Source organism: Pseudanabaena sp. PCC 9330, from assembly GCF_055795045.1.
This window is the reverse complement of record NZ_JAYFES010000098.1, coordinates 1-24571: the sequence shown is the minus strand read 5'-3', so window position 1 is coordinate 24571 and position 24571 is coordinate 1. Positions and strand designations below refer to the sequence as shown.

Here is a 24571-nt window from a genome sequence, read left to right as displayed (position 1 = left end):
ATTGTAGCTTGGCGATTTTGGCCAGAAATATGCCCATATTGGGTTGCCCGATGGCCGAGATTTAGGCACACACCGAGGTCTGCCCCGGCGCTGCGTCCTGATCACCGCCAAAAATCCAAAATCGCCAGGCCAACATTACCTATTACCCCACCAGCCGCTGACGAATCAGCTCAAACACTGCCCGTATTCCCATGGCCTCACCGCCTTCTGGGCGACCGGGCAGGGTGCGCAGGTTCCAGGCCATGAGATCTAGGTGCACCCAGGGAATGTCGGGACGAGTGAACTCTTGCAAAAATAGGGCAGCAGTAATTGATCCGCCGTAGGAGCTGTTAGAAATGTTGGACAGATCGGCTACGGAGCTATCAATCATAGAGCGGTAGGGCTGGTACAAAGGCAGGTGCCAAAGTGGGTCATCCACCGCTAGGCCGCAGTTGACGAGGGCATTGGCTACCTCAGAGTCGTTGCTAAAACAGGCGGGCAGCTCAGTGCCCAGCGCAATGCGGGCGGCCCCTGTGAGGGTAGCGAAGTCGATCACAAGCTGAGGAGATGACTCTTCAGAAACAGCCTCCCAGAGAGCGTCGGCCAGCACCAGGCGGCCCTCGGCGTCGGTGTTGCCGATCTCTACGGTCACCCCCCGGCGTGAGGGCACCACATCGAGCGGGTGTAGGGCATTGCCAGCAATGCTATTTTCGACGGCAGGAATTAGCACCCGCAGCCGCACCGGCAAGTTTAAGCCCATGATCATCTCGGCTAGGCCCAGGGCGTGGGCGGCCCCACCCATGTCCTTTTTCATCAGCTTCATGCCAGCGGCGGGCTTGATGTCGAGGCCACCGGTATCAAAGCAAACTCCCTTGCCCACCAGGGTCACCTTAGGGGCGGCAGGGTCGCCCCAGGTGATGTCGAGTAGTCGGGGGGCCTGGGTGTAGGCCCGGCCCACCGCGTGGATCAGGGGATAGTTTTGGGCCAGCAGCTCGTCGCCAGCAATCACGGTGAGGTTGGCGGTGTGGCGATCGCACAGAGCCTGGGCCGCTACCTCTAGCTGCTCTGGCCCCATATCGCCAGCCGGGGTTGTGACCAGGTCGCGCACCAGGTTCGTCGCCGCTACTGTGGTGGTGACGTAGGCATAGTCGGCCCCCTCAGGCCTGATCAGCTTGGTTTCAGGGGCTAGCATGGGGCGCTTGTACTGGGTAAAGCTGTAGCTGCCTAGACACCAGCCCAGCCACAGTTTGGTTGCCATCTCGGGTGACCAGGGGTCTCCCAGGCAGTAGGTTTGGGGCGGTAGCGCCTTGGGTAGGTGACCCAAGGCCCAGGTATCGACGGTATTGGGTTTGCCCGCTAACACTTTGGCGAGAATGCCGCCTTCACCAGGCACCAGACAAAAGGTATTGGGGTCAGCCTTAAACCCGGTGGAGAGAGCCCAGGCTTGGCTGTCGGCATGGCTATTGGCTAAATCAGTCTGATCGACCAGATAAATGGGAATCGGCGTTGACAACGGTTATCCTCCGGGAGTGGCACCCAAGTGAATCAGTCTATCGGAGTTTTGCCTCTCGGGTAAGCCGGAAAACACGTTACCCAGAAGGCTGATCAGCCGATCAGGCCTCTCAACTGAGCAGAACGCGCACCCAGACTATGGGGACAGCTGCCAATAGCAATAGCTGGCATAGGCCATGGTCAACACCCCAGCCGCGATCGCCGACTCGTCAACCTCAAACTTGGGGTGGTGTAGGGGGTAGTTGACGGCGCGATCGGTAAAGCCCACCCCCAGACGAAACATAGTGCCCGGCGCGTGCTCTAGGTACAGTGAAAAGTCCTCGGCTCCCAGAGATGGTTCATGGATGAGCTGGAGGTGCTCCTGGCCCAGAGCCTCGCTGGCGCAGCGAGCCGTCAGCTCCGTCAGGGCCGGGTCGTTGAGCACCGAGGGCACCCCCCGCCGGTAGTTGATTTCGTACTTGGCCCCGTAGGGCTGACAGACCCCTGCCACGATCGACTCAATCCACTGGGGCAGGTGGTTGCGGGTGTCGGGATGGAGCGATCGCACCGTGCCCAGCAGCTTCACCGTGTCGGCAATCACATTGGGCGCTCGCCCCCCCTGAATCTGGCCGATAGTCAGCACAATCGGGTGCAGTGGGTTTTGAGTCCGGCTAATTGCCTGTTGCAAGGTCGTAATCACTTGGGAGGCAATCCAAATCGCGTCGATCGCCTCGTGTGGGCGCGCCCCGTGGCCTGACTCGCCCACAATCACAAGTTCTAAATCATCGGCGGCAGCGGTCAGTGCCCCATAGCGAACGCCAATGGCTCCGGCTGGCACCGAGGGATAGGCGTGAACCCCCAAGATTGCCGACACCCCCGCCATCACCCCATCCTCAATCATCCAGCGCGCTCCCTGGGCGGTTTCTTCGGCAGGCTGAAACAGGAAGCGCGTCGTCCCTGGAAGTGGAATACCCAGCTGCGACAGCACCATGGCCGTGCCCAGCCCCACTGTGGTGTGCACATCGTGGCCGCAGGCATGCATGATCCCTGTCTGGCTTGAAGCAAAGGGCAGGTCTACCCGCTCGGCAATGGGCAGCGCGTCCATATCGGCTCGAATCGCCAACAGCCTGGCATCGTCACCGCCGGGCAGTTCGGCCACCACACCAGTTTTACCGACCAACTCCTGAACGCGCAGACCGCAGGAAGACAGTACCCCCGACACATAGGCAGCCGTTTTATATTCCTGGCCGCTGAGTTCAGGGTGTCCGTGGAGATGCCGACGAATTTCAATTAAACGCGGCGAAATCGCTTCAACAATGGACTTAATCTGACTCAGCATCGATGGGAATTGCCATGGGGGCTAGACAATATCAATGGGACATACAGGCAATTGCAAACAGACTAGCTACCCTGTCTTTTGCAATCATGCGTTATGCGATCGCAACCACTAGCTATATTCTCAGATGCCTGAAGCAAGAGATTAACCTTGTCCCAGGTCAAGTCCAAATTCTCTTTCCCAATCGGCATCAACCTCAAACCGCCGCCGGTCGCTCTCCGTCAACAGTTGCTAGATCTAGCCTAGAACAGACTAGGGCTGATGTATAGCGAGACACCAACCCTAGTCGTGGCTGTATGTACTGACCTGCTAGCAAACCCCTACTCACCTTATCCACCAGGAAAGAAGGGGCCTGGCTCAGCTGGGGGATCAGCCGGAAAATTTGGATCAGTGAACGGCGGCGGTTGCGCATTACCAGGCCCATTGCCGTTGCCGTTGTCATTACCAACACCCGGCACTAACCCTGAACCACCAGTCGGATCTTGAGGCAGGCTAGGAATGTCTACCAGTGGAGGCATAGGGTCAACAACTGGGGGTAGAGCAGGGATGGGCACTTCCACCACCGGCGGCGGCGAAGCAATGGGGGTTGGATCAGGGATGGGCACTTCCACCGGTGGCGGCGAAGCAATGGGGGTTGGATCAGAGTTGGGTACTTCCACCGGCGGCGGCGCAGGGAGATTAGGAGTAGGGGCAGGAGGTATTACTCCAGTATTGCCGCCTAGAGGTGGAGGTTGCCCAACATTGCCAGGATTTGAGGGGGTGGGGGCTTGTCCAGCATTGCCGCCAGGATTTGAGGAGACAGGCGGTGTCGCCCCAGCGTTATTTCCCGGGGCCGGGGTTTGCCCAGCATTGCCGCTGGGGAGAGCAGGGGTAGTCGGTGTAGTGCCGGTGTTACCACCCGCACTCGATGCAGCAGCGGGGCGTTGACCAGCGAATGGTGGCGCTGCCGCAGAGGTTGACTGCTGAGCAGAAGCAGGCCTCAAAACAGTACTCTCTGGAGACAGGAGCCCCCGCAGAGTGGTCAGAGGAGACACTCCCGTAGACGAGGGAGCCAGGCTCCAGTTTTGGCTATCGAGTTGACTACTGTCTAAGCTGATCAACTCTGGTGGTAGCGGTACCCCGCCCTCAAATGCCGCCTGGCTGCCTAGGGCTTCGAGGGTCTCTTCGCGCACGCCCTCTAGGGCTGGCCCTAGGGACGACTCGGCATTGGGGTTGTCTAGCTCCAGTCCTTCGACCAGGGAACTAGTTTGATAAAACAAAGGCAAATCAAACTCAACAACCTGCACCTGGTTATTTTGAATGAGCGCCATTTGCCCCCCGTAGAGGGAGTATTCAGAGGCGACGCAGGTGTCAGAGTTAGCTGCACCACAGCTCCCAGCAGTAATAGTCATGGGTCCGGCAGGGTTGTTGGTAAGCGCCATAACCACGGTCAGATCGCGGTCTGGCAGGTATCGCACTACTACCGCTGACCCCTGAATACCGGTCACTGCGCTGGGGGTCTGAATGTTGGTGCGGCCCTGGCCAGGGGGAATCAGCAGCAGCACAGTGCCGTTGGTGAGTCGAAAGTTGCGGGTGTTGGGCACAAAGCGAAAGGTAGCCCGCTCTCCGACCCGGGCCAGAGAGCCATCGTTAAAACGTAGGTCTGCCTGGGCCGAGGCAGCGGTGCGTAGAGCGTCACCCACGGCCAAAATGTCAGACCTGCTAGCCACCCGAGCCCTACGCCCCCGGGGAATCAGCTCAACTCGATTGCGCAGCGCTTCAATATCAGCCCTGGTCAGAGGCACACTGGCTTGGGCTGGTATGGCTGCCAGCATCAATGCCGAGAGAGACGCTAGACCCAAAGCCATCGAAGCAGCCGGGCGCTGACCTCGAATGACAAAATTCCCAATAGCTGACATGGCGTAACCCAACATGGCGTAACCGCAGTAACAGCTGGCGTGTCCGAACTAATGCCCCCTGGTGCCCTCTTTCTAGAGAAAATCAAATGGTTGACATCCCTAAAAAGCGGATAGAACAACTGGATTAAGAGAGCACTCTACGTAGATCTACTAGTCATGTGATAACAAATCCGTAGAGCAATGTATAAAGTTCACACTTTAAATTTTACGTTATCTTCATATGATCTCCATTGCGTAGATGTACAGGAACAGTTACAGAGTGAGCGGAGCGAGGGGATCAATTGTGGAGTCATGGCCCCCTAGCTGATTAGTGCGCAACACCCAGAGAGTGGCACCGTGCTGCAGACAGAGCAGGGTAATGGTGTCGCTAGCTTTGCGAGGCAGCATAGTGCGCCAGCTCAGTAGACCCCGACCAAGGGTTTTTAGGGGGTAGTCAGACAAGTTACTGCCCAGGGATTCTTGCTCGTCGGCCCAGTCGGCCCGGGCACTGCCGAAGGGCAACAGCTCTTGCTGAATCGCGCGGCGCAGTCTGATCAACTGCTGGAACTGCTGGGCTTGGCTGGGATTGTTGGCTTCCCAGGTTTTGAGGGTAGCCCGGTGGATCTTGATGGCTGCCTCCAGATGCATGGCCCCGGCGTACATGGCCTGGTTGGAGTCTTGGGCGCAGTTGTTGGCGGGGCCGACGTAGGTGACGCCAGTGCCGTCGCCAGTGCGGTAGCGGGCGGTCATTAGCTCTAGTTCAACGCGCAGGTCGTCAAGAGCCGACCAGCGGTAGCCGTTGAAGTCAAAGGGCTCGGTGTAGGCGGGCAGCCTGATCAAAATGTCGGAGACGGGCCGGGTGCCCATAAAGCCCCACTGGCGATCGCCCATGTACAGCGACCAGTCGAGGCTGCCTGCGATCAGCCCGCGCCGGTTGTGGGTGTAGACCTGGTGGTAGACAATCTCAAACTGAAGCTCGTCGGTGAGGGGCTCGCGCACCACGGTGGCGATGCCGTAGGCAAAGTGGCCAAAGTAGACCGGGCCTTTGGCGGCGGGCTCGCGCCTGTCGCCGCCGATGCCGCCGTAGACATGCACCAGCAGGGCCTTGTCGCCCTCTCGCCAGCGGGCGATCGCCGCCTGCTCCGAGGTTGCCTTGGGGTCGATCAGCACCGAGGTGGCGGCGCCCTTTTTTGCCTCCAGGTTGTTCCACGACTCGCGGCGTAGGTACTGTCGGCCCTGGCGGGCGCTGGTCAGAGTGCGATCGGGCACCAGCTGAAACAGGCAGCGGGGCCGCAGCGCCTGCACCACAAACTCGCCGTCCTGGGCCTGGGTACTGTGGGCCTGGGCACCGTGGATGTACCAGCCGCTGGCGTTTTGGGGCGATCGCTCTAGCTCAGCATTGGTAAAGGGGGGCACCCCGTTGTCGTCGGGCACCACCGTGGGCAGCCGCACGGTTTCTTCCAGCCCGTCAAACTGCTGAGTGGCGGGGTTGTAGTGCACCACCCGGTAGCGCTCTAGGGTCTCATCCACCGGGTGAAGGAACTGCACCAGGGCGTAGTAGAGGCCAGAAATTTGGATGGGTTCGTGGGCGATGGTGAGGGTGGGGGAGTGAGGGCGTGAGGGGTAGGGCGTGGGGGGTGGAGGGGCGCACTGTTGTGCGCCCGTACTTGGGGGGTGGGCGAGGCCTTCTACGGTGACCGGATCGGGCAATTTCACGATCACGTCGTCCATGGGTCTTGCCCCAGCGAGAGATTCGAGGGGGGTGACTAGCCGCCAGTGGTTGAGGCGGGTGGGCAAGATCAGGCCCTGGCGATGGGAGGCTTCGGCTTCGGCACTAAAGTGAATGTCGCGGGTGATGGCCTGGATGCGCTTTTTGAAGTCAGAGTCACTCTGCCAGCGCAGGCGCACCCGCTGACCCAGCCAGGCTTGGTAGTCAGGGGGGGTGTGCAGCAGCTCTAGCCAGACGCCGTCGGGGCGCTGGTGGGGGTCGGGCAAAATCAGCCGCCCCAGCCAGGGGGCCGCCGGACGATACCAGGGAGTGGGCAGAGTTTGCTGCACCCGGTAGTAGCTGTGGTGGTTAAAGGGCGCTGCCTGAAACTGGTAGTAGTTGCCCAGCTGTTTGACCTGGATTTTTTGCAGGTCGAGGTGCTGGCGCAGGTCGCCCACGAGAATGTCGAGGGTGAGGTCGAGGGTCTGCTGCAGGTGGCTGCGGCCATCGGGCAAAAAGGCCTGGTCGTCAAGCACGCCGCCGGGCACCTGGTGGCTCACGGGGCCAAGGGAAATGAAGGTGATTTTGCCCTTGCGCTTGGCCCGGTTCCAGTAGCTGAGGGGGGCGATCGCCCAGCGGCGAGGAAACATGATTGGCCCCAGGCGCTCCACGGGGTCTTTGCGGCCCACCAGGTGGTAGAGCTGCTCGGCATCCAGCACCTGGCTGTTGCCGCTGATCACCCCGGCCAGAGAGATCACCTCAATGGGTGCGCCCAGGGCTTGTCTGAGAAAGGGCAAAATGCCCATGGCAATCTGGCCCCCGCCGCTGTAGCCAATCAGCGTCAGTGGAATGCCCCCGGCGGCGGGGTAGCCGTGCTGGAGCAGACTTGCGTAGACCTGCTGGGCCACGCCCTGGTTGTAGATCGGGCCAAAGCGCTGATCGGCAGACACCGCCACGATTAGGATGTTGCGGATGTTGATGATCATGCCCACCCAGGGGCCGAGGCGCTGAGTCAGGGTTTCGACGGCGCGCCAAAAAAAGGCCAGGGGGCGGTCTTGGGTGAGCGATCGGTTGAGCACCGAGTAGGGAATCAGCCCCTTCACCAGGGCAATATCGGCGGGCAGCTGCTGGCCCAGTTCGTCGAGGTAGCGGGCGACGGTGGGCTGGTAGTCGGCGGTGGCCTGATTGATGCCGTCGAGGTAGACGATGAAGCGCTGGGTCGGAGAGTTGGTATTGCCCTGAGGGGTGATAGATGGGCGGGGAGAGCCGTCGCCGCCGTACCAGCCTGCCCACCAGCCCAGGGCTTCGAGGGGGGCGAGCATGGCGGCCACCACCAGGGCGATCGCCCCCACCCAGAGCAGATCGGCAAACCAGCGAGCGGGGCGGCTCTGGCCGTACCAGGTGGTGATCAGGGTGCGTAGGGGCTCTAGGCTGAGGGCCACCACCAGGGCGACCACGCCCAGAGCGATGTAGGTCCACAGCAGGGGAATACGCCGCGATCGCCACAGCCCTGGAACAATCGCCTTGTCCTCGGCATCCTGAGACACCACAGCCTTTGGCCCACCCCCTAGGGCCGCTCCTGGCCCTAGGGGGTGGGTCGCCACCAGGGTTTTGAGCTGGTCGCGATCGACCACCAGATTGACCCCGGCAATCCAGTTGGCAATCCAGCGGTTAAACCGTATCAGAGGCTGGGCCAAGGTAGTTTGCTGCACCCCTTGCAGCACCACCCAGCCCAGGGCCACATGCGCTGCCGCCTGCCCCAGAGACAGCCCGCCAAAGGCGGCCAGCCCTGTCACCACCAACACCAGGTTCAGCAGCGCCAGCAGCCGCACAATCGGCATACCCAGGTAGGGCATGGCCCCCAAAAAGCTCAGCATCAGCGGCACATAGCTCAGCGCCAGACTGTCGCGAATGGCTCGCCAGGCAACGGGTTGCTCTAGCAGCCAGCGGCTGGCCACCCAGATACTCAGCGCCCAAAACAGGTAGCCCGCTACAAACAGCAGCGCCGACAGCACCAGACTGAGCACAAATCGCAGCGGCTTGACGCGGTTGATAAACAGCACAATGCCCTCGCCCACAGCCCGCGACAGCCCTGCCAAAAACACCACCGCGATCGCAACTGTTTCGGGCACCGGTTGCAGCGCCGCCAAGACATCAGGGTTTAAGCTGATTAGGCCGCCCAGCAGCGCCCAAAAGACCTGGTAAGCGGAGTCAGTCATAGTGAGGTAGGGCTGCGCCGGTAGCCGCCTGCTTGAGCGGCGCTAGCAGATCGAGGGGCAGATGCAGCTGATTGAGCGCTACGGCCTCCTGTTTCGGTTTTGCGTTCGGGGAGGCATTTGCCTTGGCCTCTGGCGGGCCGTGGTAGTCGCTGCCGCCGGTTTTGACCAGGCCGTAGCGATCGCAGTACTCCTCCAGCCGCCGAATGTCGCTGGGGCTGTGGTGAGGGTGGTAGACCTCGACCCCCATCAGCCCGGCTGCCACCAGCTGGGGCATCAGCGCCTCTACCGTGGAGCCTTTGAACAGGTAGGGGTGTGCCCACACCGGCACCGCCCCACAGTCGCGCAGCAGCGCAATGCCCTCGGCAGCAGAAAATTTCTCGTACTGCACAAAGGCGGGGCCATGGTCGCCCAGCCAGCGGTCAAAGGCCTCGCGCTTATTGGCGACGTGGCCCGCCGCTACCAGGGCCGCCGCCAGGTGGGGCCGACCGGGGGCCATATTGCCCCGCATCTCAGGCAGCTCGATGGGCACGCCCAGCTCGGCCAGTTTTTCGGCGATCGCCTGGGCACGGCGGCGACGGCCCTCAATGCGCTCCATGAGCGGTGGCTCTAGTTTTTGGCGATCGGGGTAAAAGCCGAGAATGTGCAGCGATCGCCCCCCTTCCACCGTGCTCAGCTCCACCCCCGGCACAATTTCTAGGTCGTCACCCGCTGCCTCAATGGCCTCATCCCACCCGGCCAGGGTGTCGTGGTCGGTGATGGCCAAAGCCTTGACCCCAGCGGCGATCGCTGCCGCCACCAGCTCCGCTGGGGAGAGGGTGCCGTCTGAGCAGGTGGTGTGGCTGTGCAGGTCAAGCATAGAGACGCAGGATTTTTCTCCCATTGTGCCGTATTGGCGGCAGTGCTCGCCCTAGGTGTCGGCGATCGCCCCATCGATCGCCTGCTCTACCAGTGCCTTGGCTTTCTCATCTAGCGCCAGCCAATTGACCTCACCGTCGTCGTGGAGCAAAGTGGCATCGACCTGGGCAGGCTGCTGCCCCTGGTAATTTTTAAAGCACACTGCAAAACACAACTCCCACACGTCTAGCGTAGCGGTGCGGAGTGTATGGGGGTCGGCACCATCATCGGCGATCGCCGTCAGCTTGAGTTGGTAGACCGGGCTGGGGGCGGGCAACTCAGCCAACCGTTGACGAATGACCTCAGCCCCCTCTGGTGTAGCTTCCTTAAGCTGAGCCGCCAGATCTCGCACCTGCTGCCGTTGCTCCGCCGTGCTGTGGGCTGGCCAGCTCACCTGCTCCAGATACTCACTGCGCCACGGCAGGGTTTCCATATGCTTGCGAATGTTATCGACCACGCGAATCAGGCAGGGCTGCATCAGTTCAGCAGCCTGGGCTTCGTCGGTAGGAGCGGCAAAAGTCAACATAGCAGCTGTAGCAGCAGAGAAGAGCAGTTGTCTCTTCGGATCAATAAGTTCTCTCTAAACTCGGTCATAGCATTGGGGGAAAATTTGCTAACCGTACCCCAGCAATGACCCGTAGTCGGGTCAAAAATCACGAATCCGACAGGAAATGCTTCCTATCGGATTCGTAGCACTCTTATAAAGAGTTGACTCTCATACCCCCAGGGGAATTCGAATCCCCGTCGCCTCCGTGAAAGGGAGGTGTCCTAGGCCTCTAGACGATGGGGGCCTGTGTTTTCGACATTTTTCAGTATAGGTAAAGGGTGCACCCTTGTCAAACTAACTGCGGCAATTTGCATAATCCAGTCAACGCCAGGGTTGATGCAGCCATTAAATGCCCCAGGAAAGCGGCTCAGGCCTGGGCCGCTTTCCTGGGGCTAGGGAGATTTTATGGGTCAGTTGACCACCCCAGTGACCCTGGGGTGGGGCGAGGCCTAGGCCACTACGGCAAACTCCACCACCATGTCATTGAAGTCTCGATCGCCGCCGCCAAAGAGATCTTCAAACTGAAGGGCACCATTGGCAGAACGAATGTGCTCAACGCCATCGGCATTGGCTGCCCCAAAGGCAAAGTAGACTTTGCGCGCGTTAAACCTATCGAGATTGCCGTTGGCAATGAGGAAAGGCGCGTAGAGGCTACCGCCCGCCACTGACGACTCAAACACCGATTCCGTTCGGTTAGATGTCGTCAGCGCGACAGTTTCGGCCCGAGCGGCGAGGGCCGCCTCGGTATACCCAGATTGGCCAGGGGTGATGTCGGCAATGCCATCGCCAGTCAAGTCGATGCCGCCGTCGATATCGGCCACCTGATAGAAGCCCACAAAGTTGTCGAAGGCTGCCTCCCGATTCACGGTAAAGGAGGTGGTTACATCGCCAGTCAGGTCGCGCAGGTCAAGGAATAGACCGGGCACCTCAGGCGTGGGCACCTCGGGCTCAGCAGATTGCAGCCCGCTGGCATCAAACACAGTTGTCGTACCGCTAACTTCGTTGCCCACCACAAGCAGGGGATTGCCATTGGGGCTGTCAGCAGCAGATATAAAGGTTAGCCCTTCAGGGCCTAGATCCCCAGCCGTTCCGGCTTCGGCATCGCCCGCAAAGTCGCGGTTGCTGCTGAAATCTACAAAGAACGCTTCTGTAGGGCTGGTGATGTCGTAGGTCATGATGCCGCCAAAGCGCTCTAGGCCAATAAAGGCATAGGTGCGCCCATCGATTTCGCCGATCGCGATGCCTTCAGGCTCTGGCCCTTTGTTGTCGCTGCGGTTGTCGAAGCTGCCATTCTCGCTATTGTCAGCATTGAACTCTGCGGGGAACAGAGCGGCGATCGTCTGTTCAAACTCCGCCCCGCTGTCGTAGACCAGGTTGCCCTGGGTATCCCAAATGGAGAAGGAGCGGCCACCAAGGGTGTAGAGCTCTTCGTAGAGCCCGTCACCGTTGGCATCGCCCAGGGTGGTGGTCACGGTCAGGCGACCCAGCGCTTCGTCGGCCTGAAGCTCTGCTGCGTTGGGGAACGCGATCGGGTCTAGCATCAGGTCACTCACTCGGGCTTCTTCGGCGAAGGTGTCGTATTCGCGAGCATCGCCTTCGTTAGCAGTAACGATCAAGGTTTTGCCGCCAGCCTCGTAGAGCGAAATTGCGTCGGGCAGGTACATGCCCAACAGGTTGGGGTAGGTGGTGATGTTGATGGCATCGTCGCGATCGCTAGCATCTAGGGGCACCACCGAGTGGTCTTTAAACCCTAGGGGCATAATGTCGGTGACAGTGCCCGACTTGATATCCACTACGGCCAGAGCGTTGTTCTCTTGCAGGGCCACGTAGGCGGTGCGAGAGTCACCGGTTACCGCAATGTACTCAGGCTCGACATCCTGGGCGACGGTGGCGTTGGGGCCAAATATACGCACCCCAGAGGCGCGCAGTGCGTCGATCTGATCGTTAAAGGCAGTGAAGTCAGCGGTGGTGACATCGGCCTGGGTGAGTTTTTTGATGCCTCTAGATAGATCAATGATGCTGATCGAGCCTTCGGGGTCAACGCTGTAATCGGCGTTGGGCTCCCCTTCGTTGGCCACCAGCACCTTGGTGCCGTCGGGGGTAAAGGTCAGCATGTCGGGCAGAGCGCCCACGGTGACAGCATTCAAAAAGTTGCCGTCGACGTCAAAGAACACCACGCTGCCGGGGTCGGTCTTTTCGGTAGCTTCGATCGCCACCGCCACAATGCCGTTAGCGATCGCCACGCTGTTAGCGCCAGCGCCGTAGGCCGAGGGGTCGATATCAAACAGTTTGGTGGGGTTGCTGGGGTCGCGAATATCCAGCACTTCCACGGTCGGAACCTGGGCATTGACCACAAACAGCCGCTGGGTTTCGGGGTCGTAAACCACGATTTCAGCAGCGCTGGCATCAAACACCCCGGTCTCGTAGGTACCCAGGGGAACCAGTAGCGAAGGAGCCACAGGGGTAGGATCGACCGGAGTGGGATCAACTGGGCCAGCCGTATCAATCACGCTATCGCTGCGGAAGGCCAGGTTTTGAATGCGGGTATCGAGGGTGCGATCGGTGTCAGCGATCGCAAACGGCGTGTCTGAGCCAAAGTTGGCCACCAGAAACTCGGCTAGGGCGTCTTGTTCAGAGAAGTCAGGGGCAAAGGTGGCATTGCCGCTACGCAGCTCAGGAGTAGGATTGATGGGATCTTCAGTCACCAGGTCAACCCGGTTGGTGGCCTCCCCAGTAGGGAAGGGGTAACCATCGCCGCCGCCCGCTAAGAAGCTCAGGGTAACCATGCGGAAAGTGCGGCTGGGGTCACCGACGATCGCCCCATCTTGCACCACCACATCGATGTCGTTGCCATCGGCATCTTCAATCGCCAGCGACTGCACCCGGCTACCGACAGGGGCCGTCGAGTCAAAGCTAAAGGCAAACCCGCTGACCTGAGGGAAAAAGCCTGGACTAGCGCTGTCGTCGGGCAACGTACCAGAGACACCGTGCTCAACCAGGGCCAGTAGCTCCTCGGCGGTGACGGTAACGAGGGAGAGGGCGTTGTTAAAGGAAAGGGCGTTTTGGATATCGGTCTGGGAAATGCCGCCCTCGGGCTTCACCCCAGGAATTTCTTCGGTAGGCAGTAGCTCAACCTCGCCCGTGCTGCCGGTGGGCACTACGGCGCGGCCAATGTTGTTGCGAATGCCGCCGCCGTTTTTCAGAGAAATGACCACGTCGGGGTCAGTTTCCTGGGCGATCGCCAGGTTGGCATCGGCGGTCAGGTTGCCCAGGTTGGTCTCCTGGCGACGCACGGCGTTGCGATCGCCCTGCAAAAAGACCTCGCTCACCCCAAAAACGTTGCTCTCCTGGGCGACAATCTCGTCGCGCAGCGCATCGATAATGGCGGCGATCGCCGGGTCCGTCAATCCCTCCCCACCGACAGCCGCAACCCCAGCCGCATCGGTGGCAAAGGCCCCGCTGATGGTGGGGTCGTAGCTTTCGGGAATGAGGATACCGGTTTCGTCAAAGTCAACCACCAGGCGACCCACATACTTGTAGTTGCCGTCGGTGTTGACCACCGCGACCGGGTTGCCGTCGCGATCGGTTGTAAAGATGGGGTAAGGCCCCTGCACGGTATCGCCATCGCGAGGGCGATCGTTTTCATCAAACAGGCGGGTGTTAGAGCCGCCGGCCACAATGATATCGACATTAGAAAGCCGCTCTGCCAGCGCCCGCTCAATGGCCAGCTGCTGCATGTGGGCCAGCAGCACCACCTTGTTAACATCGGGATTTGCTGCCAACAGCGCATCGACATCGGCCTGAATTTCCGCCGCCAAAGCATCGATTTGCTCAGGAGTGGGGTTGCTGTCAAAGGCATCGGGCAAAATGGTCACAGCCCCAGGGCTAGAGATGCGATCGATCGTGGGCGTAGTAGCACCCACCACGCCAATCTTTTCGCCATTGACCTCGATCACCGTCGAGGCGGCGATGCTGTTGGGCAGCGGGGCCTGGGCATCGGGTACTACCAACCCTGCCAGGCTGCCATCGGTACTGAAGTCGAGGTTGCCGCTCAGGTAGGGAAATGCCGTCCCTGAAAAACCATCAGCGCCACCGATCAGGTCTTGAATAACGGCGGTGCCACTGTCAAACTCGTGGTTGCCAAAGGCGACCGCATCAAACCCCAAAGCATTTTGAATGAGAATATCGCCTCGCCCGATACCACCAAAGACCGGCAGACTGGCGCTATAAAATACCCCAGGAATATACGCATCCCCAGAGGACAGGGTCAAGGTATTGGCAAACCCTGCAACCCCGTCACCATCAATATCTTCGAGTCGAAGAGCATTCAATACTGCCGAAAACCGAGGAGCATCCTCGAGGGCAGGCACACCGGCCTCTTGGTCGGCAGCGTGAAATAACTGGAGTGTGAAGTCAGCCATAGATAACACTTGGGGGTTACATCTTGTAGCCATTGCTACGGAGTCATCTTCGGCTATTACTCACAGGCAAACTTCATGGGGCGACTAAGTGGCCGCTAAGGTTCGATTAAGTTCTGCTTAAATAAAATTCTGGTTCGGCCTGCCGCTGATGCTTAAACACATCATCCGATCTGGGCAAGTGGCGGCGAGTCCTCATTCAATGAAGCTTTAGAAGCCAGTAGCCCTCTGGGTTAAGGAGTGGTGAATCATAGTTCAACGTCTACAGCTAACCCGGCTGCGGGGGCTACAATACCCCCAGCCTCTAGGCCCTAGCAGAGAATGCCTACAGAGATTTGGGGCAACTCAGGTCATGGCCTCTAACTATTTATCTATCTGTAGAGTTAATCACTATGACAACCGACCAAAAAACGATTTTAGTGACCGGCGGAGCTGGCTATATTGGCAGCCACGCTGTGCTAGCGCTCCAAGCCGCTGGTTATCAGGTGGTGATCTTAGACAACCTCGTCTATGGCCATCGCGACCTGGTAGAAACCATCCTTAAAGCCGAATTGATTGAGGGCAGCACCTTAGATAAAAACTTACTCAAGGATATTTTTAGCCGCTACGACATCAGCGCCGTGATGCACTTTTCGGCCTATGCCTACGTGGGTGAGTCAGTCACAGATCCCAGCAAGTACTACGAAAACAACGTGGTCGGCACCCTGTCGCTGCTCGATGCCATGGTAGAAGCAGGCATTAAAAACTTTGTATTTTCGTCGACCTGCGCCACCTACGGGGTGCCTCAGGAGATGCCCATCACCGAGACCCATCCCCAAAACCCGATCAACCCCTACGGGGCGACCAAACTCATGGTCGAGCGCATTCTCACCGACTACGACAAAGCCTACGATTTTAGGTCGGTGCGGTTTCGCTACTTCAACGCTGCCGGGGCTCACCCCAGCGGGCTATTGGGCGAAGACCACAACCCCGAAACCCACCTGATTCCCCTGGTGCTGCAAACGGCCCTGGGCAAGCGCGAGTCGATCAGCGTCTTTGGCACCGATTACCCCACCCCCGATGGCACCTGCGTGCGCGACTACATTCACGTGTGCGACCTGGCCGATGCCCACATTTTGGGGCTAGAGTACCTGCTCAAGGGCGGCGAAAGCGCGGTGTTTAACCTGGGCAATGGCAGTGGTTTCTCTGTGCGCGAGGTGATTGACGCGGCGGTGAAAGTCACCGGGAAGACGATTCCGGTGGTGGAAGTCGAGCGCCGCCCTGGCGATCCGCCCGCCTTGGTCGGCAGCAGCGATCGCGCCCGCCACATCCTCGGCTGGAACCCCCAGTACGCCGACATCGAATCCATTCTTACCCACGCCTGGGCCTGGCACCAAAAGCGCCACGGCTGAGCTGGTAGCCAGCGCCCCCGGCATAAATCTAGAGAAGCCGCCTAGCGATCGGGGTCTGGCTCTAAATCTGGGGCCACCCGCGCCACATGCACCAGGGCATCGCCCTGATTGACCAGCGGGTTTTGGCCATGGCCGATGACAATACCCGTCATCGGGCTGCGCACCTGTACGGGTTTGTCACCAAAGGTATCGCTGATAAACCCGAGGGTCTGACGCTGTTTGACCGCGTCGCCCAGGGCGATAGAGCGGTGCCAGATGCCGCCCCGAGAGGCCCGCACCCAGCGGGTTTCTCGGGCTTCGAGCGTGGGTGGCGCGGGGGTGTCTGGGGGGGCATACATGCCGAGAAAGGCCATCACCCGGTAGATGCCGTCAATGCCAGTTTGAATGCCCTGGGCGTCAAAGCGCAGAGCCTCGCCCGCCTCGTAGAGCAGGGTAGGAATATGGCGCTTGGCGGCGGCCTGACGAAGGGAGCCATCGCGGTGGGAAGCATGGATAATGACTGGTGCCCCAAAGGCTTTAGCAAAGGCGTAGGTGGCCGGATCTTCTAAGTCAGCGCGCACCTGGGGTAGGTTGATGCGGTGGATGGCGGCGGTATGAAGGTCGATGCCGTGGGTGCAATGGCTGACCACCTCTTTCATAAACAGAGCCGCCAATCGACTGGCCATCGACCCCCGCGCCGAGCCAGGAAAGGAGCGGTTGAGATCGCGGCGATCGGGCAGGTAGCGCGACTGCTCTAGCAGGCCAAAGATATTTACCACTGGCACGGCGATTACCGATCCGTTGAGACGGTGGGGCTGAAGCGCCTTGGCCACCCGGCGAATAATATCGACCCCGTTGAGCTCGTCGCCGTGGATGGCCGCGCTGAGCCACAGGCGCGGCCCCGGTTTTTTGCCGCTGATCACCGTTACCGGCAGCGACATCATGGTGCCGGTGGGTAGGCGAGCGACCGGCAGATCTAACCGCACCCGCTTACCTCGGGGAATCGTTGTACCACCAATCACCAGCGGCGCAGTGGGAACAGCCTCAGAAGGCATGACTAGCGGACTGGCGGAACCCACCCGCTGAAGTGAGTCTGGAGTAGGTTTGACCATAGGAACCGCTGCCAACGGGAGGGCTCTTGTGCAGCCACTATAGCCAATTCGTCTCTATATCGCTACAGGTGTAGGGGCAGGCAGAGCGCTGATAGCCTCGCCACAGCCCCACAACTTGCTGAAGGAAATGGCCTAACTCGCTGTTTCCTCCGACTTGCGGGTGAGCAGGTAGAGCAACGGCCCAAAGGAACCTGTTGTCAGGGTGGCAATCAGCCAGGGCCAGGGGTTGCGGCCAGTGGCCTTGGCGTCGCCCCACATCCACACCAGAAAAAGAGACAGAGCGATGACCAGATCTGCCAGCACCTGCATCCCAGCGGTGTTCTGAAACTCATGGGCAAAGATGCCCAGGTAGCCGTGCTGCCAGAGGGCCACGGTGCTGAGCACACTAAAGGGAATGAGAGCGACGGCAATTAGACTGCGCTGCATGGCAGAACCTCTTGTGACGGTGACAGGTTCAGTATTGACCGCCTAAGTTATAGAATCAATTACCTCAGAGGTAATCAAAAGTCGTATCTGCTGCCGTCATGTCCGCTGCTGAGTTGTCTGCCGCCAACAATGCCCTCACCAAATCCTTACGTCAAACCCGCAAGGCCCAGCGGCTGAGTCAGCTTGAGCTGTCGCTACGGCTGGGTGTCTCTCAGCGCCACATCAGCTTTGTGGAAAGTGGGCGGGCCAAGCCAAGCCGCGAACTGCTGCTGGCCTGGCTGCAAGAGCTAGACGCACCGCTGGTGCTGCGCAATGAGGTGCTGCTCCAGGCGGGCTATGCGCCCGTGTACAGTGCTACACCGCTCAATGACCCAGCCCTGGGAAAGATCAACCAGGCCTTAGAGCAACTGCTTGCCGCCCACGACCCTATGCCCGCCCTGGTGATCGACGACCAGTGGAATGTGCTGCGATTGAACCGGGGCGGGCAGTGGCTGGCGACTACCCTGCTACCCTGGGCCGCCGATCTGCTGACAGCGCCAGCGATGAATCTGCTGGATCTGCTGATTCACCCGGAGGGGTTGCTCAAGCCGGTGGTCAACCTGGGTGAGGTTGGCCCAGCGCTATTGGCCCGGCTGCGCCAGGAGGTGGTGACTCAACCGGCGATCGCCCCCAAGGCAGAGGCCTTCGCTGACCTGTTGCGCGATCGCCTAGGCAGCCAAACAGTCCAGACCGGTAACTCAGCTAACGTGCCTGTGCTCACCACCCGCTACGCCACGCCCCACGGCGAACTGGCTTTTTTTGCCATGTTTACCACCTTTGGCACCCCCCAAGACATTACCCTAGCCTCGCTGCGGGTAGAGCACCTCTTTGCCGCCGATGCCGCCACCCGCGCAGTACTTGACCAACAGGTAGCGGCATTGTCGAAGGACTCACCTGGACTGGTGTAAACCCGGTCTAGAGTCTAGAACAGACGCAAAATCAGCGGGTAGCGGAAGACGATATCGGGCTTGGTGATGCTGTGGAAAATAGCAAAAATTGGCATGACGAAATTCACAATGCCCAGCACAAACAGCAGGGGAATGCCCACCAAGAGCCAGACCAAAATGCCAGCGACCGTCCACCAAAACCACATGTTGATGTGGAAGTTGATCGCTTCCTTCGCACTTTCCTTAATGACTGAATCTTTGGAGATCAGCAGGATGGCGATGGGAACGCCAATGGCTAGGATTAGGGCATTGAAGAAAATCGAGCCGTGGCTGACGGCGGAGAGAATTTTGCGGGTGCCGGTGTCTTCGGTGGATTGCATTTAGAAGTCTCCTGAGTTGATTAGATGGGTGGATAGTTGAGCGCTAGTTGGCTTGTTCAAGCAGTTCGGCGGTTTTGACCCGCACATTCATGGGGCGATCGCCCCGCTGAATCATGAGCTGTAGCACATCGCCAAGCTTGGTATTCTCGACCTTGATTTGCAAGGCATCGGCACTGCGAATGGGGGTGCCATCGATCTGCACAATCACATCGCCCCGGCGCAGGCCCGCATCGGCAGCCGGAGTGCCCTCTAGTACGCGGATGATCAGCACGCCATCGATCTCGGGTAGATACATGCCAGAGTTGATGTCTTCATTGTTGCGCCGAGCCTGATCAGGGGTGAGGTTGGCAATCTGTACGCCGATGTAAGGGTGGGCAACGGTCTCGCCCCGTGAGAGCCGGTCTTTGACTTCCTTGGCCTTGTTGATCGGGATGGCAAAGCCAATGCCCATGGCGTCGGCCCGAATGGCGGTGTTGATGCCGATCACCTCGCCCCGCTGGTTGACCAGTGGCCCGCCCGAGTTGCCGGGGTTGATGGCGGCGTCGGTCTGAATAAACTCTAGCCGCTTGCCGGGGATGCCCACAGAGCTGCTGGTGCGCTTGAGGGTGCTGACGATGCCCAGGGTGACCGTATTGTCGAGGCCAAGGGGGTTGCCCACGGCGATCGCCCAGTCACCCACCTCCACCGCATCAGAGTCGCCCAGCTCGGCTACGGGCAGTACATCGTCTTCGCCATCGTCGATTTTGACCACGGCTAGGTCGGTGACTTCGTCGACGCCCTCAACGATCGCATCAAAGCTGCGGCCATCTTTAAGGGTGACTACCACGCGATCGGCCCCGTTGACTACATGGGCGTTGGTGAGAATATTGCCAGTGTCATCGATGATAAACCCCGACCCCTGCCCCCGTAGCAGCTCTTCCTGGGGCTGGCGCGGAAAGCCGCTCCCAAAAAAGTCGCGCAAAAACGGGTCATCGGAAAATGGGTCGCGGGACTGGCGGGTGATGGTTTTCTCGGTGTCAATGCGCACTACGGCGGCACCGACCTGGCGCACGGCGGCGGCGACAAAGCTCTCGCTGCCAATAGCCGCAGCAGCGGCAGATTGGGCCTGGGCCGGAGGGGCGATCGCACCAGTAACCAGCATGACCGCTGCGGCGATCGCCACCAGCAGCCGCCGTAGAAGTAGTCTGGGGGGTAGCCAAAGTTTCTGTTTCAAGCGCGCAATCCTCCTGGCACAACGTCCGGCATCACGTCCACGGGCAACGACGGGAAGAGTATCCCGCTGATTAATGAAAATTGTTCCACAATAGCCTGCCCACTGGGGGAGGGGGATACCGAACTTTTGGGTGGGCTAGGCCGAAGCCCCCTAGGACATCATGACCGAGTTGGCCTGTGGGCATTGACGCGAAAACCCATGGAAAAATTGGATAAGTTTTTTCCGGACAAACCCGTAGATGGGTCTCAAATGAATCAAACCCTCTCCACTTCTCTATAGATTGAGATTTTATAGATTGAGATTGCATTGGGCCTATTTGGGGGAACTATAGACTTAGTTCTCTTTGCGTCTAGTGGCCATGAATACCTCTACAGTTCTGGTGCATTCAACCCTTGCTCAAGTCCCGGTGGCACAGCGGCCCCAGCTTGATAACCCTTGGATGCTCACCTCTGGGGGGTTGCTGTTGATCTTAGTGGGTCTGGGGGTTTATTCTCACCTGCAAACCAACCGCTTGGTCAAACAGCTTAAGTTTGAGACCTACAAAAATCAGGAGATGCAAAAAAAGGTCAAGCTGGCGCTCAAGACCATCAGCAAGATGGAGCAAAACCCTGACCTGATCCACTCCCGCGAGTTTAACCTCGACTACCTGCGCATGCGCATGGAGGAAGACCACTTCCACGCGGCGATCGTGAACCAGCTCAAGGTGAAGGTCAAACAAAAAATTAGCATTGCCCTGCGCCCCCGCCAGGCCGAAGAAGGCATGATCGGCATTGCCAGCAAGCCCCGTGCCGTAGATGAGATCTTTGACGTAGAGTATGCCCCTCACGATCAGCCGATGGCGAAAAAGCGGGTATTGTTTCGCATTCAGATCAGGCTGGCCAAGCTGCCGACCCAGGCTACGTCGTCAACCATTGGTCAGCTGATTGACTGCATCGAAAACTTTATGAGCCCCGATGCCGAAGAGACGCACTGGCAGCCCACCATTCAGGGCCGCATCGCCAACATGCACTGGGATCAAAAGGCCAAACCGACGCCGCTGCTGGTGATCGAGCAGTCGAGCGAGGGGGCCAACGTCACAATGCGCAGCCGCAACGAGATGCCTGCTAGCACTAGCAGCAGCCGGGGCAGCAGCCGAAAAAAACCGGCTTAACCTAGCACAGCGCCGAGGCCAGATTGACAGCATCTACCGATGGCACTGGGGCCGATCGCGCCTCAGCCATATCTGACAAAATGGCGTCGAGCAGTTGTTCGCGCAGGTCAGGAATGACCGCAATGGCGCGAGTCCAGTCGGGGATCTGGGTACCGGTGGGGTCGTCGAGGTATTGATTGCCTGCTTCGAGAATGACCTGCTCAAAGGTTTCGATGGTCATTTCTTCTTTGTGGCGATCGTACGCAAGGCCATTGAAGCGGGCATCGACAAAGTACTGGCGGGCCAGGTTTTGAGCTTCGCGGCGGTACTTGATGCGCAGAGCGCGAATGTGGTCGGGGCCGATCACCACCTGCTCGGTCTCGGTCAGGGTGCGAAACACCGATTGCAGAATGTCGCGGCACATTTTTTGTAGCCCTGAGTTGGTCGAGGTGCCAAGGCCCTGGTGCTTGTGCTCAAAAATGCCCAGGTCGATCTGGGCAATGCGTTTGAGAGCCACATTGCGGTAGACCTCGGCCAGCAGACCGACCTCCAGACCCCAGTTGCCAGGAATGCGGGTGGTCAGGGCCAGGTCAGCAGACAGGGCAAACTCGCCAGAGAGAGGATAGCGGTAGGCGTCGAGGTAGCGCAGGTAGTCGCGATAGCCAAATAGCTCCATCAGGGAGGTGATCAGCGGCGTGACAAATAGCCGAGTCACGCGCCCGTGCAGGCTGCGGGGGTTGTCGCCAATGCGGGCGTAGTAGGCCTTGCTAAAGGCGATGCCAAAGTCTTGCTCAAGCAGGGGGTAGAGCAGCTTCAGGGGGTAGGCGCGATCGTAGGTAACAATGTCGGCGTCATGCAGGGCGATCGCCGCCGCGTGCAGCGAAGCCACCCCCAACCCCAGCCACACGGCTCGCCCTTTGCCCTTAAATTTCAGCAGATCTAGCCCTTTATCTTGAAGGGTTTGCAAAATACCGGTGATGCGGGGGCCGTTTTCCCACAGCACAAAGGTGGGCTGGGGCAGCGGCTCAAAAAACTGCACCGCGTGGCAGTACTGCTCAAAGGTGTCGGCGTAGAGGCAGACAATCACATTGTTAACAAAGGAGCAGTGGCTCAGATGGTCGCGAATGGTGGTGAGAGCGGGGCGCTCTAGCTCTTCATAGAGAGACGGAATCAGCACGGCGGTGGGGTGGGTTTGGCTCAGCTCGGTGAGACGCTGCTCTAACCGCTCGGCATCATAGCCGAGGTCGTGGATGGTGGTGATCAGCTCTTGCTTATAATCCATGCCCTGATATCCCTAAAGGCTAGGTCTCATCATAGAGATAAGTGGCGATCGCAAGATGTCTGAATCACTACCCGATACTCCGACCCTGGGGTCTTCTGGCGTGGCAATCTTTTAGTAGCGATCGGCTCAAGAAGGTACCCCCATGTAAGAGCGCAGGCTCTGCGCCCTCGGGAAGAAACTGCGGTATTTTGGTGCCAGAATTGGCCTCAGTTAAAAGCTCTGAAGGCAAGCGGTGCAGCCTTTACCCTAGAGTTTAACAGTACAAAAGTTGTTAACGCGATCGCGCAGGCTCAAGGCAGCCGTCCGCCGAGGCCGCAGTAACCTATGCTCAACAGGTGAATGAGTGAACATGACTGTGCCCCCCAAGTCCTTTGAGGCTAGGCTAGATGCCGCTCCCCTCACCTTCACCATGGGGCTGTTGTGGCTGCTGTCAGCGGGTCTTATTGCTCTCGATGGCTTCGACTTTTTCATCATTGGCGTAGCTCTTCCCTTTCTCCGACAAGACTTGGGGCTCAATGCGGCCACCGTGGGAGCCGTCGCCACCGCCGCTCTAGTGGGTGCTCTGGTGGGCTCTCTGACCCTTGGCCCCATTACCGACCGGGTCGGGCGGCAGCGCATGCTGGTGGCAGACATTCTGCTGTTTGTGGTGGCGACGGCGGGCACCGCCCTAGCCTGGAATGCAGCGTCGCTGATTGGCTTTCGGTTTTTGGTGGGGGTGGCGATCGGAGCTGACTACCCCATCAGCGTCGCCTACATCACCGAAAATGTGCCCGCCCGCTATCGGGGTCGCCTGGTGATTGGGGCTTTTGCCTTCCAGGCGGTGGGGGCCATGCTGGGGGCGTTGACCGGGGTGGTCGTGCTTCAGTTATTCCGCACGCTATACCCTGACCCAGAGCCAATGGCGATTCACTATGCCTGGCGCTGGATGCTGGGGGTGGGGGTTGCCTTGGCCCTGCTGGTGGCTGCCTTTAGGCTCACCATTCGGTTAGAAAGCCCCCGCTACCACCTCAGCCGGGGCGAGTACGAAGCGGCATCTGCGGCTGCGAGTAAATTGCTCGGCGAGGCGATCGCCCTTACCCCCGAGCTAGAACCTCCGATTAACCAAGAAGCGATCGCCTACCGCACTCTGTTTAACCCCAGCCATCGCCGCAGCACCCTGCTGGCCTCGGTGCCCTGGTTTTTGCAAGACATTGCCACCTACGGCATCGGCATTTTTACCCCAGCCATCATTGCCATGCTGGCCCTCTCCAACGAAATCGACCCCATGGTGAAGGCGATCAATGCCGCCGGGGGGGCCGCTCTTGTGAATGTATTTTTGCTGGCGGGGTTTCTCTGCGCCATTGGGCTGGTAGACCGCCTGGGCCGCATGTCGCTGCAAATCGTCGGGTTTTTGGGCATGGCCGTTGGCCTGCTGATTTTAGCTGCCAGCACCTTGGCCCCGTCGGGCAGTGGCGCTGAGACGGCCCTGGTGCTGGCGGGGTTTCTGGTGTTTAACCTGATGATGAATGCTGGCCCCAATTCCACCACGTTTTTACTGTCGGGGGAAGTGTTTCCCACCGCGATTCGCGCTACGGGGGCGGGGTTTGCAGGGGCTTTTGCTAAGGCTGGAGCGGTGCTGGGCACTTTTGGATTGCCAATTTTGACCGAGACCTGGGGGCTACCGCTGGTGTTAGCGGGGGTGGCGTTGAGCTGTGTCCTGGCGGCGGCCATTACGCACCGATTCCGCATCGAAATCAACGGTGAACCCCTCGAAACTCTGGCGGAACCTGCGCATAGATCGCACCGTCAACCGACGCCTTAATTTCTCTGGGAGTGCCGCAGCGATCAAGATTTTTTGCCGCTGTGGATCACACCCAGCTCTTCGCCACCTACGAGAACAACGACAAACCCGCCTGAAATTGCAGTGGTGTAGTGCTCATAATCCGCTTCTTCATAACGCAGCACCACGCCATTGCCAAGATCGACTTCAACGGCTGACTCATTGGCTAAGGTCTCAACTACTGTACCAAACTGCCCTCTCCATAGGTTGTATTGAGGGAGTTCAACCGTTAGGGCAACAGCGTCTATTAGCCTAGGAGAACTATCCATATGATTATCTCTGATGAATCCAAATAGATCTTCTAGACGATATTTCAGAATAGTCTTGCTCAGACAAGCTACTTGTGATGCTGACTGCCTGACACAAGTGGGTGAAAGGCTTGAAACGTCGTGACGCGAGGGGAAAAGGTGAGGTGACATGAGACGCTGAAATTTGCGTCATCTCA

The 24571-nt window shown here is 59.2% G+C and carries 17 protein-coding genes and 1 tRNA gene; 4 read left to right on the top strand and 14 right to left on the bottom strand.

Features of this window, described 5'->3' with window-relative positions:
* Positions 1–142: 142 nt before the first annotated feature.
* From AC0QKW_RS10615 to AC0QKW_RS10580, 8 genes are all read right to left on the bottom strand, one after another.
* Positions 143–1492, bottom strand: coding sequence for a leucyl aminopeptidase family protein (locus tag AC0QKW_RS10615; RefSeq protein WP_473151039.1), 1350 nt, complete (start codon positions 1490–1492; stop codon positions 143–145).
* A 135-nt stretch (positions 1493–1627) separates the two neighbouring features.
* A complete protein-coding gene (locus AC0QKW_RS10610) occupies positions 1628–2809 on the bottom strand; it encodes a M20 family metallopeptidase (protein WP_473151038.1) in 1182 nt (393 codons plus the stop codon).
* A 326-nt stretch (positions 2810–3135) separates the two neighbouring features.
* Positions 3136–4704, bottom strand: a complete 1569-nt coding sequence (locus AC0QKW_RS10605) for a FecR domain-containing protein (protein WP_473151037.1) — start codon at positions 4702–4704, stop codon at positions 3136–3138.
* A 252-nt stretch (positions 4705–4956) separates the two neighbouring features.
* The gene (locus tag AC0QKW_RS10600) at positions 4957–8610 is read right to left on the bottom strand and encodes a CAAX protease (RefSeq protein WP_473151036.1); all 3654 of its coding nucleotides are present in this window, start codon (positions 8608–8610) and stop codon (positions 4957–4959) included.
* Positions 8603–9466 (bottom strand): PHP domain-containing protein, encoded by an 864-nt coding sequence (locus AC0QKW_RS10595; protein ID WP_473151035.1) that lies wholly within the window; start codon positions 9464–9466, stop codon positions 8603–8605. Before AC0QKW_RS10595 ends, AC0QKW_RS10600 begins: the two co-directional genes overlap by 8 nt.
* 51 nt (positions 9467–9517) lie before the next feature.
* Positions 9518–10030 (bottom strand): hypothetical protein, encoded by a 513-nt coding sequence (locus AC0QKW_RS10590; protein WP_473151034.1) that lies wholly within the window; start codon positions 10028–10030, stop codon positions 9518–9520.
* A 192-nt stretch (positions 10031–10222) separates the two neighbouring features.
* A tRNA-Glu gene (locus tag AC0QKW_RS10585) sits at positions 10223–10295 on the bottom strand.
* A gap of 205 nt (positions 10296–10500) precedes the next feature.
* A complete protein-coding gene (locus AC0QKW_RS10580) occupies positions 10501–14481 on the bottom strand; it encodes a choice-of-anchor I family protein (protein WP_473151033.1) in 3981 nt (1326 codons plus the stop codon).
* A 380-nt stretch (positions 14482–14861) separates the two neighbouring features.
* Here AC0QKW_RS10580 and galE point away from each other — a divergent pair, with 380 nt between their 5' ends.
* On the top strand, positions 14862–15860 hold the full coding sequence (gene galE, locus AC0QKW_RS10575) for a UDP-glucose 4-epimerase GalE (RefSeq protein WP_473151032.1): 999 nt from the start codon (positions 14862–14864) through the stop codon (positions 15858–15860).
* A gap of 41 nt (positions 15861–15901) precedes the next feature.
* On the opposite strand, the gene AC0QKW_RS10570 is transcribed toward galE, so the two are convergent.
* Both AC0QKW_RS10570 and AC0QKW_RS10565 read right to left on the bottom strand, forming a co-directional pair.
* Positions 15902–16894 carry a succinylglutamate desuccinylase/aspartoacylase family protein gene (locus AC0QKW_RS10570; RefSeq protein ID WP_473151069.1) on the bottom strand — a complete coding sequence of 331 codons (993 nt, stop codon included), beginning with the start codon at positions 16892–16894 and terminating at the stop codon, positions 15902–15904.
* A 189-nt stretch (positions 16895–17083) separates the two neighbouring features.
* A complete protein-coding gene (locus tag AC0QKW_RS10565; RefSeq protein ID WP_473151031.1) occupies positions 17084–17377 on the bottom strand; it encodes a DUF2834 domain-containing protein in 294 nt (97 codons plus the stop codon).
* A 98-nt stretch (positions 17378–17475) separates the two neighbouring features.
* Here AC0QKW_RS10565 and AC0QKW_RS10560 point away from each other — a divergent pair, with 98 nt between their 5' ends.
* On the top strand, positions 17476–18324 hold the full coding sequence (locus tag AC0QKW_RS10560) for a helix-turn-helix domain-containing protein (RefSeq protein WP_473151030.1): 849 nt from the start codon (positions 17476–17478) through the stop codon (positions 18322–18324).
* 14 nt (positions 18325–18338) lie between these two features.
* Here the strand turns inward: AC0QKW_RS10560 and AC0QKW_RS10555 are convergent, their stop codons facing one another.
* Together AC0QKW_RS10555 and AC0QKW_RS10550 are read right to left on the bottom strand one after the other, a co-directional pair.
* Positions 18339–18683: a DUF4870 domain-containing protein gene (locus tag AC0QKW_RS10555; RefSeq protein WP_473151029.1), complete on the bottom strand. Its 345-nt coding sequence runs from the start codon at positions 18681–18683 to the stop codon at positions 18339–18341.
* Positions 18684–18726: 43 nt separating this feature from the next.
* Positions 18727–19896 (bottom strand): HhoA/HhoB/HtrA family serine endopeptidase, encoded by a 1170-nt coding sequence (locus AC0QKW_RS10550; RefSeq protein ID WP_473151028.1) that lies wholly within the window; start codon positions 19894–19896, stop codon positions 18727–18729.
* A gap of 358 nt (positions 19897–20254) precedes the next feature.
* Here AC0QKW_RS10550 and AC0QKW_RS10545 point away from each other — a divergent pair, with 358 nt between their 5' ends.
* The gene (locus tag AC0QKW_RS10545) at positions 20255–21046 is read left to right on the top strand and encodes a hypothetical protein (protein ID WP_473151027.1); all 792 of its coding nucleotides are present in this window, start codon (positions 20255–20257) and stop codon (positions 21044–21046) included.
* Position 21047: 1 nt separating this feature from the next.
* Here the strand turns inward: AC0QKW_RS10545 and AC0QKW_RS10540 are convergent, their stop codons facing one another.
* Positions 21048–22307 carry a glycosyltransferase family protein gene (locus tag AC0QKW_RS10540; RefSeq protein ID WP_473151026.1) on the bottom strand — a complete coding sequence of 420 codons (1260 nt, stop codon included), beginning with the start codon at positions 22305–22307 and terminating at the stop codon, positions 21048–21050.
* A gap of 349 nt (positions 22308–22656) precedes the next feature.
* Between AC0QKW_RS10540 and AC0QKW_RS10535 the strand changes: the two genes are divergently transcribed.
* Positions 22657–24108, top strand: a complete 1452-nt coding sequence (locus AC0QKW_RS10535) for an MFS transporter (RefSeq protein WP_473151025.1) — start codon at positions 22657–22659, stop codon at positions 24106–24108.
* Positions 24109–24131: 23 nt separating this feature from the next.
* On the opposite strand, the gene AC0QKW_RS10530 is transcribed toward AC0QKW_RS10535, so the two are convergent.
* Positions 24132–24395: a DUF4926 domain-containing protein gene (locus AC0QKW_RS10530; RefSeq protein ID WP_473151024.1), complete on the bottom strand. Its 264-nt coding sequence runs from the start codon at positions 24393–24395 to the stop codon at positions 24132–24134.
* Positions 24396–24571 lie beyond the last annotated feature (176 nt).